This is a genomic window from Sulfitobacter delicatus (genome assembly GCF_900102535.1).
GTDB classification, from domain to species: Bacteria; Pseudomonadota; Alphaproteobacteria; order Rhodobacterales; family Rhodobacteraceae; genus Sulfitobacter; species Sulfitobacter delicatus.
The window spans coordinates 130,930-145,174 of the sequence record NZ_FNBP01000006.1 but is presented as its reverse complement, the minus strand read 5'-3'; the positions used below and the strand labels follow the sequence as shown (position 1 = coordinate 145,174).

The window sequence follows — 14,245 nt, the reverse complement described above, 5'->3', positions numbered from 1 at the left end:
CTGGCCTTTGAATGTCTGATCTCCTCTTCGACAATGCCTGTGCCACGGCGGATGCCATCGCTTGCCTCTTTGGTTCGCGGGTGGAGGTCGTCGTCCATGACCTCGCCGCCGAGCGCATCGCCCATATTGCCAACCCGATGTCACAGCGTAGCGTCGGCGATGCGTCCAATATGCACGAGATCGAGCTCGGCGATGCCCCGGTGATTGGCCCCTATGAGAAGGTGAATTGGGACGGCGCCACCCTGCGCTCGATCAGCATCCAGCAGCGCCGCGCGGACGGGACAGCGGCCTATGTCATCTGCATTAACCACGATCAGGCCGATCTGTTGGCCCTGCGCCGCGTGGCACAAGCGCTTGGTCCGGCCCCACTGGAGACGGAAAAGCCGCAGGAGCTTTTGCGCAATGACTGGCATGACCGTCTGAACAGCTATGCCAGCGCTTGGTGCCGTGACCGGGGGCTCAGGATCGACGCGCTCGGCCGCGACGATAGGCGCGCGCTGGTGGGTGACCTTTCAGCATCCGGCGCTTTGGCCGAACGACACGCCGCTGCCTATGTGGCGCGAATGGTCGGGGTCAGCAGGGCGACGATCTACAACGATCTAAAGGCGCGCAGTGAGGGAGAGGCCGAATGAGCGATATCAGTAACGCGGCAAGACTGCTTGAAACGTTAGTCGCCTTCCCCACCGTATCGCACCAGTCGAACCGCGTGCTGGTCGCCTTCGTGTCGGACTACCTGAGCGAGCTTGGGGTAGAGCATCACATCTTTCCGGATGAAAGCGGAGCAAAGGAAGGGCTGATTGCCCATATCGGGCCGAAAACCGAAGGCGGCGTGATCCTCTCGGGCCATACCGATGTGGTGCCGACCGAGGGGCAATCTTGGCGGCATAATCCTTGGGCACTGACGCTGGAAGACGGGCGCTACTACGGGCGCGGCACCTGCGACATGAAGGGGTTTGTGGCGCTTGTATTGGCAGCAGTCCCGCAGATGTTGGCGCAACCTCTGGCGCGCCCGATACAACTGGCGTTTTCCTATGATGAGGAGCCCGGCTGCCTCGGCACCCTGCCCCTTATCGACGTACTTGCGCAGCATTACCCCCGCGCAGAAAGCGTGATCGTGGGGGAGCCCACGCAGATGAAAGTGGTGACCGGCCATAAGGGCGGGATCGGCATCAAGACCACCCTACGAGGCTTGGCGGCGCATAGCTCGAACCCCGGGCGCGGGGTTTCGGCGATCGCTTACGCTTTGCCGCTGATCGAATGGCATGAACAGCAGATGGCGCTGCAGAAAGCCACGGCATCACACAGTGGTTTCGACCCCGCCTTTACGACGCTTCAGGTTGGAACCATTACCGGAGGCACGGCGCTCAATACCGTGCCGGACGAATGCATCTTTGAAAGCGACATCCGGTATGTCCCGCCCCAGACCGCCGAAGACTGGGTTGCCGCCTACCGCGCCGAGGCTGCTAAAGTTGAAGCCGCAATGCGGGAGAGTCACCCCGAGGCCAGTGTAACGCTTAGCGATATCGACATTGCCCCGGCACTCGCACCCGAACCCGGCAACGCTGCTGAGGAATTGGCGCGTCGGCTGACGGGCGATAACTCCGACAATCTCGTGGCCTATCAAACAGAGGCCGGACATTTCCAAACTGCCGGCTATGCCACGGTGGTCTGTGGCCCCGGCAACATCGCGCAGGCCCATCAGGCGGATGAATATATCACCGCTGATGAGCTGCACCGTGGCGCCGCATTTCTATCAAAGCTGATCGACAGTCTCCACTGACTTCGCATTCTGGCGGGCGAGGAAGGCCGAGACGCGCTTCAGCCCGGCGCGTAAATCTTCGGTCGGATTAGCATATCCGATCCGCAGCCAGCCCTCCATGTCCATCGCACTGCCGGGGGTGAAGAGCACGCCCTCTTCCTCAAGCAACTGCGTACAAAAATCCCGCGATGGCAACGGCAGGTCGTATTTCACCAACGCGGTGGTCCCCGCCTTCGGTTTCACCCAAGAGATCAGTGACTCGCCCTCGACCCACTCCGCCAGAATGGCAAGGTTCTCTCGCGTGATGGCATGTGCGCGGGCGAGGATCTTGTCACGGTTTTCGAGCGCTATGGCAGAGAAATATTCGTCGATCCGGCCCACCGAAATCGTGTTGTAGTCGCGATGGACCATGATCCGCTCCAGCAAGTCGCGCGGCCCGACGACCCAACCGACCCGCAAACCCGCGAGCGAATAGGCTTTTGACATCCCCGCGGTGCTGATGCCCTTGTCGTAAAGATCGCAGATCGAAACTGTATAGCCGTCCCCCGCCTGATCCGTCCCGCGGTAAACCTCGTCGCAAAGCACCCAGGCATCGCTGCCCTTCGCGATCTCGGCGATTTCAGCCAGCATGTCGCGGCCCATCAGTGCGCCGGTGGGGTTGTTGGGGTTGTTGGTCGCGATCATCCGCGTGTCGGGGCGCATCATGGCGCGCAACTCGTCCAGGTCGGGTAGAAAACCGTTCTCCGCCCGCAGGTGCAGCAGCTCTACCTCTGCTCCAATGCTCTCGGGGATGGAGTAGTGCTGCTGATAGGTTGGCACGATTGCGATAACATGGTCACCGCGGCTGATAAGCGTTTGATGGACCAGCGCGTTGGCCCCGATGGTGCCATGTGTCGTCAACACGTTCTCGCGCGTCTGCGCTTCGTAAAGCCCGGCCACCGCGTCGCGCAGCCGGTCCGAGCCTTCAATCGCACCATAGCCCATCCGCATTTCGCGCAGTTCGCCCAGCACGCTGTTGTCGACGCCAGCCATGTCGATCAACTCACCCAAAGTGATCGAATCCACGCAGGTCTCGGCAAGATTGTAGCGGCAGTGGTTCTCGAACTCGTTCATCCACATTTCGACGCCGAAGGTTTTAATATCCATTCTGTGATCCCCTTGATGGTCAGTTGCGGGTGGGACTGTTCAAGGCCGCCACGAGCAATTCCAAAAACTTCGGCGTATGCGGCGGCGCGAGCCAGCGCATCACCGCGACAATCTCCTGATCCGGCGCAATCCAGATCGAATGCCCGCCCGCACCCTGCGCGCTAAAGGCGGTAGCGGGCAGATTTGGGTTCGCGTCCTGCCCCCGGTTCAGCCACCAAAGAAAACCGTATTTATCAAGGGTAGGGGTTGGGGTGCGCGACTGCTGCATCCAATCTTCGGGAAGGATTTGCTCCCCGTTCCACTGGCCATTCTGCAAGATGAACTGACCAAACTTGGCATGGTCATCCGCTCCAATAAACAGCCCGCCGCCCCAGTGTCCGCCGCCTGTGACCGACTGCATAGGCTTGCCGCCCAGTTCAACCCAAGAGGTCGAGTAGCCCTCCCATCGCCAGTCGCCGGACGCGCCAATCGGGTCCATGATCCGCTCCCGCAGCACCTCTGGCAAAGGACGACCAAAACGGCACAGCAGCGCATAGGCCAGCGCATTCACCCGCACGTCGTTGTATTCGTAATAGCTGCCCGGTGCGCCGACTTCGCGCAACTGGCCCTTGCGGCTGTTGTCCGCGCCTACGCCGATCTGGCGGTAGTGGTCGACCTGATCGTCCTTGCCAAAGATCTCGCCCCGCCATTCGCTGTTCATCTGCAGCATATGCCGCCAGGTGATGCGCCCGTTGTGATCGCCTGAAAAATGCTGCCCCGGCACGCTGTCGCCCACCTGCGCGTCGAGGTCCGCGATCAGCCCGTCTTTCACCGCCAGCCCCGCCAGCACCGACAGATAGCTCTTGGCGATGGAGAATGTCATGTCGGGCCGCGTCGTATCGCCCCAACTGGCCACGCGCTCGCCGCGCTGCAAGATCACCCCCGCCGGTCCGCCGCGCGGTTTGACGGGCCCCACGATCTCGGTCCAAGGCCCGCTCTCGTTCCACTCGCGGTTGCCGACATAGCTGCCGTCGGGGTGGTACATGGACCGGGGCCATTCGGTCTCATGGGCAAGCGCGTGGTCGACAACGGATTGCAGCGCGGGCGTGGCGGCAAAGCTCATGGGCATCTCCTGAATTTCAAGGCGAACTCTCCACAGGCTACCCCGGTTGTAAACCGCAAAAGGTGGTTTAGCCGCTAATGTCGGGATAGACCTGACTGCGTTTGACCACGCCGTAGACAAAGCTCGTGTCGATTGAGCCGATACCGCCAATGGGATGCAACCGCGCCCGCACAAAGCGTTCGTAATCTTCCAGATCACCCACAACGACACGCAGCAGATAGTCCGACAATCCCGACATCACAAAGCACTCCAGAACCTCGGGGATCGCTTTGATCTGGCTTTCAAACCGTTGCACCGTCGCCTCATCGTGGCCATCAAGCGAGACCCGCACCATCACCGTGACCGGCAGGCCGTAAGCCTTGGCGTCCACCTCTACGCTATAGCCCTTGATAGCGCCGTTCTTTTCTAAAGCGCGCAGGCGTCGCAGACAGGGTGACGGCGAGAGGTTTACCTCTTGCGCCAAGTCGAGGTTGGTCATCCGACCATTGCGTTGCAGAGCGCGAATGATCTTGCGATCCGTTGCGTCTAATTGGGGTGTTTGGGGCATGATATGCCAAATCCTCGTTAGCTAGCGCATATATTAGCAACCAAATGCCCCCAAGACCATCCGATCATGCCCATAAAATCAGATAGGGGCATGCCATGACCGAGAACCAGAAATCCTTTGCCACACGTGCGATCCACCACGGCTATAACGCCCAAGACGAACAGGGCGCGCTGAACCCGCCGATCTACATGAGCTCGACTTTCACCTTCGAGACCGCCGAGGCCGGGGGTGACATGTTCGCGGGCGAGCGCGAGGGGCATTTCTACACCCGGATCAGCAACCCGACGCTCGACCATCTGGAAAAGCGCATCGCCAATCTTGAGGGCGCCGAAGCGGGCCTTGCGACGGCTTCGGGCATGGGGGCGATCACCTCGACGCTCTGGACCTTCTTGGAGGCGGGCGACGAGATCATCATCGACAAGACGCTTTATGGCTGCACCTTCGCCTTTATGACCCACGGGTTGCCGCGCTTTGGCGTCAAGGTGACGCTGGTCGACATGACCGAGCCTGAAAACCTTGCCGAGGCGATTAGCGATCAGACCAAAGTGGTCTATTTCGAGAGCCCCGCGAACCCCAACAACCGTCTTGTCGACATCGCCGCGATCTCGAAGATCGCCCATGGCGCGGGCGCCAAGGTGGTTGTCGACAACACCTATGCCACGCCGGTGCTGACGCGGCCCATCGAGCATGGCGCCGACATCGTGCTGCATTCGGCGACCAAGTTCCTCTCCGGTCACGGTGACGTGGTGGCGGGCCTGATCGTCGGCAGCGCCGAGGACATGATGCAGGTGCGCCTCGTGGGTCTGAAGGACATGACCGGCGCCGTGATGTCGCCCCTGACCGCCATGCTGCTCTTGCGCGGCATCAAGACGCTGGAACTGCGGATGGAGCGCCACTGCGCCACCGCGCGCAAAGTGGCCGAGGCGTTGGAGCAGCATCCGGCGGTGCTGCATGTCGCCTATCCCGGTCTCGAAAGCTTCCCGCAGGCCGACCTCGCGCGGCGACAAATGGGCGACTTCGGCGGCATGATCCCCTTTGAGGTCAAGGGTGGTAAGGCGGGCGGCATCGCCTTTATGAACCGGCTGAACCTGATCCAGCGCGCGGTGAGCCTTGGCGACGCGGAAAGCCTGATCCAGCACCCCGCCAGCATGACCCATTCGACCTATTCGCCCGAGGAACGCGCCGAGCACGGCATCGCCGAGGGGCTGGTGCGGCTCTCGGTGGGCCTCGAATCTGCAGAAGACATCATTGATGACCTTTACGCCGCGCTTGGGGCGCATAACATGCAGGCGGCCTGATCCGGGCCGCTTTACCGGGCGCGCCCTGTCGCGCGCCCGCGATGCCTTTAATTTTGAAAGACCTGCCATGACCGCTCTCGCACCCGCCCAGCTTAAGACCATCGAACAGCGGTTACTTTGGCTGTCGCATTGGATGATCCACAACGCCAACCACATCCGGCCCAAGGTAGACGGCATCAAAGTGGGCGGGCATCAGGCCTCCTCGGCCTCCATGGTCTCGATCATGACGGCGCTCTATTTCAGCGCCCTGCGGCCCGAGGACCGGGTGGCGGTCAAACCCCATGCCTCGCCGATCTTCCACGCGATGCAATACCTCATGGGCCATCAGACCCGGGAGAAGATGGAGAACTTCCGCGGTTTTCACGGCGTGCAAAGCTACCCGAGCCGCACGAAGGACATCGACGATGTCGATTTCTCCACCGGGTCCGTGGGCCTTGGCGTGGCGGTCACTTCCTTTGCGTCGCTGGTGCAGGACTACATCACCGCGAAATCATGGGGCGCGGAGGTCGATCTGGGCCGCATGGTTGCGCTGGTGGGCGATGCGGAACTGGACGAGGGCAACATCTACGAAGCCCTGCAAGAAGGCTGGAAGAACGATCTGCGCAACACATGGTGGATCATCGATTACAACCGCCAGTCGCTCGATGGCGTGGTGCGCGAGGGCCTGTTCAAACGCATCGAGCAGATTTTCGACGCCTTCGGCTGGGATGTGGTCAAGGTGAAATACGGCGCCCTGCAACGCGCCGCCTTTGACGAGCCGGGTGGTGACAAGCTGCGCGACTGGATCGACAACTGCCCGAACCAGCTTTACTCGGCGCTGACCTTTATGGGCGGCGCGGTCTGGCGCGAGCGTCTGATGGAGGCGCTTGGCGATCAGGGCGATATCACGGCCCTGATCGACGCGCGCAGCGATGAAGAGTTGGCCGAACTGATGGAAAACCTCGGCGGCAACTGCGTGCAGACCATGGCCGAAACCTTCGACGCGATCGACCATGACCGCCCGGTTTGCTTCCTCGCCTATACGATCAAAGGCTGGGGCACGCCGATTGCGGGCCACAAGGACAACCACGGCGGGCTGATGAACAAAAGCCAGATGGCCGAGTGGCAAAAGCACATGGGCGTGGCCGAGGGCGAAGAATGGGAAAAATTCGCCACCGTTGAAGACCCCGACACGCTGCAAGCCGCGCTCGACCGCGTGCCCTTCTTCGCCAAAGGCCGCCGTCGCTATGGTGACGCAGCCTTGCCGGTGCCGCAGATTGATCTCTCCAGCGACCGCGAGATTTCCACGCAGATGGCCTTTGGCAAAATCCTCGACGACCTGTCAAAAGGCGACAGCGATCTGGCCGCGCGCATCGTGACCATGTCCCCGGATGTGACTGGCACCACCAACCTTGGCCCTTGGGTGAACCGCCGCAAGCTGTTCGCGCGCAAGGAACAGGCCGATACTTTCATCAACGAAAAAATCCCCTCGACCGCGAAATGGGAGTTCACGCCCAAAGGCCAGCATATCGAGCTGGGCATCGCCGAGATGAACCTCTTCCTGCTCTTGGGCGCGGCGGGCCTGTCGCATTCGCTCTTTGGCAAACGGGTCATTCCCATCGGCACGGTTTACGATCCCTTCGTCGCGCGGGGCTTGGACGCACTGAACTACGCTTGTTATCAAGACGCGCGGTTTATGATCGTCGGCACCCCCTCGGGTGTGACGCTGGCCCCCGAAGGCGGCGCGCATCAGTCCATCGGCACGCCGCTTATCGGGATGAGCCAGGACGGGCTGGCGAGTTTCGAGCCCGCCTTTGCCGATGAGCTTGCGGTGATCATGCAGTGGGCCTTTGACTATCTGCAACGCGACGGCGAAGGCGATCCGGACGAGCGCACATGGCTGCGCGATGAGACCGGCGGTTCGGTCTATCTGCGGCTCACCACCAACCCCATCGAACAGCCCGGCAAACGCGTCGACGAGGACTTCCGCCAAGGCGCCATCGACGGGGCCTATTGGCTGCGCAAGCCGGGGCCGAACTGCGATGTGGTGATCGCCTATCAAGGCGCCGTGGCGCCCGAGGCGATCAAGGCGGCGGGCAGAATCGCCGAGGGCCGCCGCGACGTGGGCGTGCTGGCGGTGACCTCTGCCGACCGGCTGAACGCGGGCTGGACCGCCGCGCAACGCGCCCGCGCCCGGGGCAATGCGGCGGCGGAAAGCCATATCGAGGCGCTGCTCTCGGAGCTGCCGCGCGACTGCAAACTGGTCACGGTGATTGACGGCCATCCGGCGACGCTGTCGTGGCTCGGGTCGGTTGTGGGGCATCAGACGGTGCCTCTGGGGGTCGAGCATTTTGGCCAGACCGGGACCATCGCGGACCTGTACAAACACTACGGCATCGACGCGCGGTCGATTGTGGAAAAAGTGCAGGCGCTGACGCCGGGACGGCGGATGTTGCACCGGGTGGCCAGTTGATGGCGGCGGCGGCTCCGCAGCCCGCCATCGTCACCGCCGATCTGTTTAACCTGCACCCCGATGTAGTGCAGGTCTGCGATTTGCCGCTGCACCAATTTGGAAAGCCGCTGAGTTGTTTCGGCCCCTGCGAGACCCTCTCTGTCTTTGAAGATCACCGCCCGGTGCTGCGCGTGTTGCAACAGCCCGGCGCAGGTCGGCTGTTGGTGGTTGACGGTGGTGGCGCGCTGCGCGTGGGTGTTCTGGGCGATCGGCTGGCGGCGATTGCGCTGAAGAACGGCTGGCGCGGCGTGGTGATCATTGGCGCGATCCGCGACAGCCGCGGTATTGATGCGTTGGAAATCGGGGTACATGCGCTTGGCACCACGGCGCGGCGGGGCAATCGCGAGACCGAGGGGCGCGCGGGCCTTCCGCTGCGCTTTGGCGGGGTCACCTTCACCCCCGGCGACTGGGTCTATGCCGACGCCGATTGCGTGATCACCGCGCCGCGGGAATTGGCCCTGCCGGACTGACCGGCAGGGCGCAGATTTAGCCCGCGAATTTGCCCTGAAGATAGGCCAGATAAGCCGTCGGGTCATAGGCTTCGGCGCCGATGCTCGCCGAGGTCTCGGCCCGGCTGCGCGAGCGCCCGTGCTGCCAGACCAGGTCCCCAAGCGCACCGTGTAGCGCGCTGTAATCGCCCGCCGCCACACCTGCGCGTACCGCAGGCTGGGTGGTATCCAGATGCGCCATGATCTGCGCGGCGGTGGAATTGCCCACCGTATAGGTCGGAAACGAGCCGATATAGCCATGCGACCAATGCACGTCCTGCAAGCAACCGGCGCCATTGTCCGGCACCTCCAACCCCAGATCGTCGCGCATCGCGGCGTTCCAAGCCTCGGGCACATCCGCCGCTTTCAGCGAGCCATCCATCAGTGCCATCTCAATCTTAACCCGCAGCATGACATGCAGATCATAAGTGAGCTCATCCGCCTCGACGCGGGTCAGGCCCGGCGAGACGCGGTTGATGGCGGCCACGAATTCCGCTTCGCTGACGTCGCCCAACTGCTCGGGGAACGTGTCACGCAGCTTGCCGTAATGCACCGCCCAGAAAGCGGGCGAGCGGCCGATGTGGTTTTCCAGCAACCGCGACTGGCTTTCGTGCATGCCGAAACTGGTGCCCGCCACGGCATAAAGCCCGATCATATCCGTCGCATGCGCGCCGCGCGTCAGTGAGGGGTCAGCCCCCATCTCGTAAAGCGCATGGCCCGCCTCGTGGATCGTGCCAAAGATCGACATGGGCAGGTAATTCGGGTTCCAGCGCGAGGTGATCCGCACGTCATAGCGGGTCATGGAAATCTCAAAAGGATGCACCGCGGTGTCGAGCCGCCCGCGGGTCATGTCATAGCCAAGCGCCTCGGCAATATAGGCGCAGAAGGCTTGCTGGCCCTCGATCGGATAATCGCGGAACAGGAAATCGCTGCGCGGCGCAGGGCGCGCGAGGGCGGCATCCAGAATGGGGCGAATACCGTCGCGCAACTGATCGAAGAAACTGGTGAGTTTCGCCGCCGTCGCACCCGGTTCAAATACATCGGCCATCGGGTCATAGGGATGCCCGTCATAGCCAAGCGCCTGCGCCTTTTCGCGGGCCAGATCGACGATGCTTTGCAGATGCGACTGGAACAGGGTGAAGTCACCTGTCCGGCGCGCTTCGGTCCAAGCGGCACCCGCGGTGATCGACTGTTCGGCCTGTCGGCGCAGCAGCGCGGCGGGGATGCGGGCGTGGTGGGTCCGGGCCTCTTGCACCGCCAGTGCTGCGCGGCGGTCGAGGTCGGGCGCATCGCTCGCCAGCACAGCCTCGGCGGCCTCCCCCATCGCGGGGTCCAAGATCATCTCGCGGGCGATGCCCATGAGCGTGGCGATCTGATGGCCGCGGGTCTCGGCGCCGCCTGCGGGCATCATCACCCGCGCGTCCCAGTTGAGCAGGTTCACCGAGACCAGCACATCGTTCAGACGGGCCACGCGGTCGTTTAGGGAAAGGCTCATGCGGCGGCTCCAGTCTGGGCGCCGGTGCCACCGTCTTGCAGGTGGCAGGCGACGCTGCGGTTGTCGGATGGGGTCACAAGGCGCGGCACTTCGACCTTGCAGCGCGGTCCGGCCAGCGGACAGCGCGGGTGAAAGGCACAGCCCTTGGGCGGGTTGATCGGCGAAGGGATCTCGCCCTTGATCGGATGAAAGCGCGCGCGCCCGGTGCCCAGCGTCGGGACCGAGCCAAACAGCGCCTCGGTATAGGGGTGCAGCGGTTTGGCGTAGAGTTCATCCGCCGGGGCGGTTTCCACCACCCGGCCCAGATACATGATCGCCACCCGGTCACAGACATGGCGCACGACCGAGAGGTCATGGCTGATGAAAAGCGCCGTGAGGTTCAACTCGCGCCGCAGCTTCATAAAGAGGTTCAGCACCTGTGCTTGGATCGAGACGTCGAGCGAAGCCACCGCCTCGTCCAAGACCAGCAGTTCCGGCTGCATCGCCAAGGCCCGCGCAATGGCGACCCGCTGGCGCTGCCCGCCCGAGAACTGATGCGGCAGACGGTTGGCATAGGCGCCTTCCAGCCCCACTTGCTCCAACAAGCTACGCACCCGTTCTTGGACCTCGCGCGCCGGGATCAGCCCATGCACGCGCGGGCCTTCGGCGATGATCTCGCCCACCTTCATGCGCGGGTTGAGGCTGGCAAAGGGGTCTTGGTGGATCATCTGCACGCGGGTCGTGAGCTTGTCGACATTGCCGCGATGGTCGCGCGCCACCGGCTTGCCTTCGAGCGTTACCGTGCCCTCGCTCGGCGCATAAATGCCCGACACGACGCGGCCCAAGGTGGACTTGCCGCAGCCGGATTCCCCAACGATGCCCAGCACTTCGCCACGCGGCACGCTCAAGGTCACATCATTGACCGCATGCACGGTCTGGGTGGAATTGCGGCCCGTGAGCTTGTCCAGCCCGCTGACGATCAGCCCCGGCTTGCGGGTGAACCGCTTGGATACGCCGTCGATTTTCAAAATGGGATCGGTCATGTGGCCTCAAGCGGATGGTGGCACAGAACAGCATGTGCCTCGGTTCCAGTGTTAGGTGGGATCGTGGCGCAGATGTCAGTCGCCCGCGGACAGCGCGGGCGGAACGGGCAGCCCGAGGGCAGGTTCGCGAGCTGTGGGGTCGAGCCGGGGATCTGCGGCAGGTCTTGGCCCGGTTCATGCAGGCCGGGCACCGAGTCGATCAACCCGCGCGTATAGGGATGGCGGGGGTTGGCGATGACCTCCGCCGCCGTGCCGCTTTCGACGATCCGGCCCGCGTACATCACCGCGATGTCATCGGCGAGCGAGGAGACCACGGCGAGATCATGGGTCACCCAGACAATCGCGGTGCCGGTCTCATCGGCCAGACGCCGGACCTCAGCAAGGATTTGACCTTGGATCGAGACATCAAGCGCGGTGGTCGGCTCATCGGCGATGATCACCGCAGGCCGATGCAGCAGCGCCGTGGCAATCGCCACCCGCTGGCGCATACCGCCCGAGAGTTGGTGCGGATAGGCCTGCAGCCGTTCAACCGCCGCCGGAATACCAACGATCTCAAGCGCTTCGCGGGCGCGGTCCCAAGCGGCGGCTTTGCTGACCTTGTCATGCACGCGCACCGCCATGGCCATCTGATCGCCGACGCGCAGCACCGGGTTCAGGGTCATCATCGGGTCCTGAAACACCATCGAGACGGCGCGGCCGCGCATCTTGCGCTGCTCCTCGAGGCTCATCCCGCGCATGTCGGTGCCCTGCACCATGACCTGCCCGGCGGTGATCTTGCCGGGTTCGTCAATCAGCCCCATGATCGAAAAGCCTGTGACGCTTTTGCCCGAGCCGCTTTCGCCGACCAGCCCGAGGATCCGCCCCGGCTGGACCAAAAAGCTTACGTCGTTCACGGCGGTCACCGCGCCCTTGCGGGTGCTGAATTGCGTGGTCAGGCCCCTGACCTCCAGTGCGGCGCTCATCGGCTGTTCCTCGGGTCGAGCACCTTGCGGACCTGATCGCCCACGAGGTTGATTGCAACTACGGTCAACATCAGCGCCAATCCGGGATAGATCGACAGCCAGTAGCGGTCCGAATGGATGTATTTGAAACCGTTGGAGATCAGCGACCCCAGCGACGGCTCGGTCAGTGGCAGGCCGACACCGAGGAAGGACAGCGTCGCCTCCAGCGCGATGGCGCTGGCGACCTGCACGGTGGCCACAACGATCAGCGGCGGCAGCACATTGGGCAGCAAGTGTTTGAACAAGACGCGATGCGTCGGTAGCGGGGTGGAGCGCGCGGCCTCGATATAGTCCTTGCCGCGCTCGACCTTGGCCGCGCCATGGGTGGTGCGGGCGAAATAGGCGTATTGCGCAACCACCAGCGCGAGGATGATCTGCACGATCCCCTGGCCCAGCATCGCCACCAGCACCAGCGCCAGCAGGATCGCGGGCATCGAGAGTTGCAGATCAACGATCCGCATCAAAAGCGCTTCGATCCGGCCGCCGAAGTAAGCCGCCGTCAGGCCCACCGCGATGCCGACCAAAAGCGCCAGCGCCCCGGCGGAGAGGCCGATCACAAAGCTGGTGCGCAGCCCATAAAAGATGGCCGAGAGCATGTCGCGGCCCGCGTTGTCAGTGCCCAGCAGATGGACATAGCCGCCTGAGCCTTCGGTGCCGGGGCGCAGAAAGGCGTCGAGCCAGTCGAGCATCGCCATGTCGTAGGGGTCTTGCGGCGAGACCAGCGGCGCGCCGAAGGACAGAAACAGCAGGACGCCGATGACGATAAGCGCGCCCACGGCCACCCAAGACTCGCGAAAGTCGGACCAGAAGTTGCGCAGCCGCTCGGCGCGCGTCTCGACCGGCGGGGCCGAGGGCACGGCGGCGATGTTTTCAGCGATGATCTCGGGCATCATGCGCCTCCTTTCAAACGGACGCGCGGGTCCAGACGGGCATAGACCAGATCAACCACGAGGTTGATGAGGACAAAGAGGATCACGACCATGATGAGGTAGGATACCATCACCGGGCGGTCGAGTTGCAGGATCGAGTCGATGATCAGCTTGCCGACGCCGGGCCAGTTGAACACGCTTTCGGTCACCACCGCAAAGGCCAGCGTCGAGCCAAGCTCAAGCCCCAGCACCGTCACGATCGGGATCGAGATATTTCGCAGGATGTGGCTGAAAACGATCTGCCGGTCCGGCAGCCCCTGGGCACGGGCGAATTTGACGTAATCGGTGCCCATGGCCTCAACCATGCCCGCGCGGGTCAGGCGGATCATCAGACCCATTTTAAAGAGCGACAGGTTAATCGCGGGCATGATGACATGGCTCCATCCATCGGGGGTAAAGAGTGAGGAGGACACGCCAAGGAAAGTCGCCTCATCGCCGCGCCCGCCCGAGGGCAGCCAGCCGAGTTCTACCGCAAAGCCCATGATCAGCAACATGCCGATCCAGAAGGTCGGGACCGAAAAGCCCAGCACCGAGAGCGCCATGACCAGCTTCGCGCCAATGCTGTCGGGGCGGTAGCCGGCCCAGAGACCGGCAGGAATGCCCACGCCCACGGCGATCAGCACCGAGACGGCGACAAGCTCAAGCGTCGCAGGAAAGCGCGAGAAGACCAGATCGACAACCGGGATGTTATAGACCATCGAGGTGCCCAGATCGCCCGCAAAGACATTGCGCAGGAACGTCCAATATTGCACGACCAAGGGCTGATCGAGGCCATATTGCGCGATCAGCTTTTCGCGGATCGCCTGCGTGGCACCGGGGTCGATCATCACATCGATCGGATTGCCGATGGCAAAGACCCCGACAAAGACAATGACCGACATGGCAAAAACCACGACGATGGCCTGTGCAATTCGGGTGATAAAGTAGCTGAGCATTCGACCTCGCCCATGGGAGCAAAAAGGAAGGC

Annotated in this window: 13 protein-coding genes; 5 read left to right on the top strand and 8 right to left on the bottom strand. The window is 63.0% G+C overall.

The features are described 5' to 3' along the window. Positions 1-11: 11 nt before the first annotated feature. Positions 12-632, top strand: coding sequence for a helix-turn-helix transcriptional regulator (locus tag BLS57_RS12140; protein WP_093742645.1), 621 nt, complete (start codon positions 12-14; stop codon positions 630-632). Continuing rightward, a complete protein-coding gene (argE, locus tag BLS57_RS12135; RefSeq protein WP_093742643.1) occupies positions 629-1,780 on the top strand; it encodes an acetylornithine deacetylase in 1,152 nt (383 codons plus the stop codon). The genes BLS57_RS12140 and argE overlap by 4 nt, the downstream gene beginning before the upstream one ends. Here argE and BLS57_RS12130 read toward each other — a convergent pair. The 3 genes from BLS57_RS12130 to BLS57_RS12120 all read right to left on the bottom strand — a co-directional run bounded on the left by BLS57_RS12130 (position 1,754) and on the right by BLS57_RS12120 (position 4,554). Continuing rightward, the gene (locus BLS57_RS12130) at positions 1,754-2,905 is read right to left on the bottom strand and encodes an aminotransferase (protein ID WP_093742642.1); all 1,152 of its coding nucleotides are present in this window, start codon (positions 2,903-2,905) and stop codon (positions 1,754-1,756) included. The genes argE and BLS57_RS12130 overlap by 27 nt on opposite strands. Positions 2,906-2,924: 19 nt before the next feature. Next, positions 2,925-4,007 carry a serine hydrolase domain-containing protein gene (locus tag BLS57_RS12125; RefSeq protein WP_208597565.1) on the bottom strand — a complete coding sequence of 361 codons (1,083 nt, stop codon included), beginning with the start codon at positions 4,005-4,007 and terminating at the stop codon, positions 2,925-2,927. A 67-nt stretch (positions 4,008-4,074) separates the two neighbouring features. Beyond that, positions 4,075-4,554 (bottom strand): Lrp/AsnC family transcriptional regulator, encoded by a 480-nt coding sequence (locus BLS57_RS12120; RefSeq protein WP_093742639.1) that lies wholly within the window; start codon positions 4,552-4,554, stop codon positions 4,075-4,077. Between the two features lie 95 nt (positions 4,555-4,649). Here BLS57_RS12120 and BLS57_RS12115 point away from each other — a divergent pair, with 95 nt between their 5' ends. From BLS57_RS12115 to rraA, 3 genes are all read left to right on the top strand, one after another. Then, a complete protein-coding gene (locus BLS57_RS12115; RefSeq protein ID WP_093742637.1) occupies positions 4,650-5,852 on the top strand; it encodes a methionine gamma-lyase in 1,203 nt (400 codons plus the stop codon). Positions 5,853-5,919: 67 nt separating this feature from the next. Continuing rightward, positions 5,920-8,304, top strand: coding sequence for a transketolase-like TK C-terminal-containing protein (locus tag BLS57_RS12110; protein WP_093742779.1), 2,385 nt, complete (start codon positions 5,920-5,922; stop codon positions 8,302-8,304). Beyond that, entirely contained in the window at positions 8,304-8,813 is a 510-nt protein-coding gene (rraA, locus tag BLS57_RS12105; protein ID WP_093742634.1) for a ribonuclease E activity regulator RraA, read from the top strand. The genes BLS57_RS12110 and rraA overlap by 1 nt, the downstream gene beginning before the upstream one ends. Before the next feature lie 16 nt (positions 8,814-8,829). Here the strand turns inward: rraA and BLS57_RS12100 are convergent, their stop codons facing one another. Genes BLS57_RS12100 through BLS57_RS12080 form a run of 5 tightly spaced genes read right to left on the bottom strand, consistent with a single transcriptional unit; the run spans position 8,830 to position 14,213 of the window. Beyond that, entirely contained in the window at positions 8,830-10,326 is a 1,497-nt protein-coding gene (locus BLS57_RS12100; RefSeq protein WP_093742631.1) for a carboxypeptidase M32, read from the bottom strand. Beyond that, on the bottom strand, positions 10,323-11,348 hold the full coding sequence (locus BLS57_RS12095) for an ABC transporter ATP-binding protein (protein ID WP_093742628.1): 1,026 nt from the start codon (positions 11,346-11,348) through the stop codon (positions 10,323-10,325). The genes BLS57_RS12100 and BLS57_RS12095 overlap by 4 nt, the downstream gene beginning before the upstream one ends. Further along, positions 11,345-12,310, bottom strand: coding sequence for an ABC transporter ATP-binding protein (locus BLS57_RS12090; protein ID WP_093742626.1), 966 nt, complete (start codon positions 12,308-12,310; stop codon positions 11,345-11,347). The genes BLS57_RS12095 and BLS57_RS12090 overlap by 4 nt, the downstream gene beginning before the upstream one ends. Continuing rightward, entirely contained in the window at positions 12,307-13,242 is a 936-nt protein-coding gene (locus tag BLS57_RS12085; RefSeq protein WP_208597564.1) for an ABC transporter permease, read from the bottom strand. Before BLS57_RS12085 ends, BLS57_RS12090 begins: the two co-directional genes overlap by 4 nt. Beyond that, positions 13,239-14,213, bottom strand: a complete 975-nt coding sequence (locus tag BLS57_RS12080; RefSeq protein WP_093742621.1) for an ABC transporter permease — start codon at positions 14,211-14,213, stop codon at positions 13,239-13,241. Before BLS57_RS12080 ends, BLS57_RS12085 begins: the two co-directional genes overlap by 4 nt. Between the last annotated feature and the right edge of the window lie 32 nt (positions 14,214-14,245).

Coding starts and splice junctions, on each gene's coding strand:
- BLS57_RS12140 (WP_093742645.1), top strand. CDS start 12: ATGTCTGATCTCCTCTTCGACAATGCCTGTGCCACGGCGGATGCCATC.
- argE (WP_093742643.1), top strand. CDS start 629: ATGAGCGATATCAGTAACGCGGCAAGACTGCTTGAAACGTTAGTCGCC.
- BLS57_RS12100 (WP_093742631.1), bottom strand. CDS start 10,326: ATGAGCCTTTCCCTAAACGACCGCGTGGCCCGTCTGAACGATGTGCTG.
- BLS57_RS12130 (WP_093742642.1), bottom strand. CDS start 2,905: ATGGATATTAAAACCTTCGGCGTCGAAATGTGGATGAACGAGTTCGAG.
- BLS57_RS12110 (WP_093742779.1), top strand. CDS start 5,920: ATGACCGCTCTCGCACCCGCCCAGCTTAAGACCATCGAACAGCGGTTA.
- BLS57_RS12095 (WP_093742628.1), bottom strand. CDS start 11,348: ATGACCGATCCCATTTTGAAAATCGACGGCGTATCCAAGCGGTTCACC.
- BLS57_RS12115 (WP_093742637.1), top strand. CDS start 4,650: ATGACCGAGAACCAGAAATCCTTTGCCACACGTGCGATCCACCACGGC.
- BLS57_RS12125 (WP_208597565.1), bottom strand. CDS start 4,007: ATGAGCTTTGCCGCCACGCCCGCGCTGCAATCCGTTGTCGACCACGCG.
- BLS57_RS12090 (WP_093742626.1), bottom strand. CDS start 12,310: ATGAGCGCCGCACTGGAGGTCAGGGGCCTGACCACGCAATTCAGCACC.
- BLS57_RS12080 (WP_093742621.1), bottom strand. CDS start 14,213: ATGCTCAGCTACTTTATCACCCGAATTGCACAGGCCATCGTCGTGGTT.
- BLS57_RS12120 (WP_093742639.1), bottom strand. CDS start 4,554: ATGCCCCAAACACCCCAATTAGACGCAACGGATCGCAAGATCATTCGC.
- rraA (WP_093742634.1), top strand. CDS start 8,304: ATGGCGGCGGCGGCTCCGCAGCCCGCCATCGTCACCGCCGATCTGTTT.
- BLS57_RS12085 (WP_208597564.1), bottom strand. CDS start 13,242: ATGATGCCCGAGATCATCGCTGAAAACATCGCCGCCGTGCCCTCGGCC.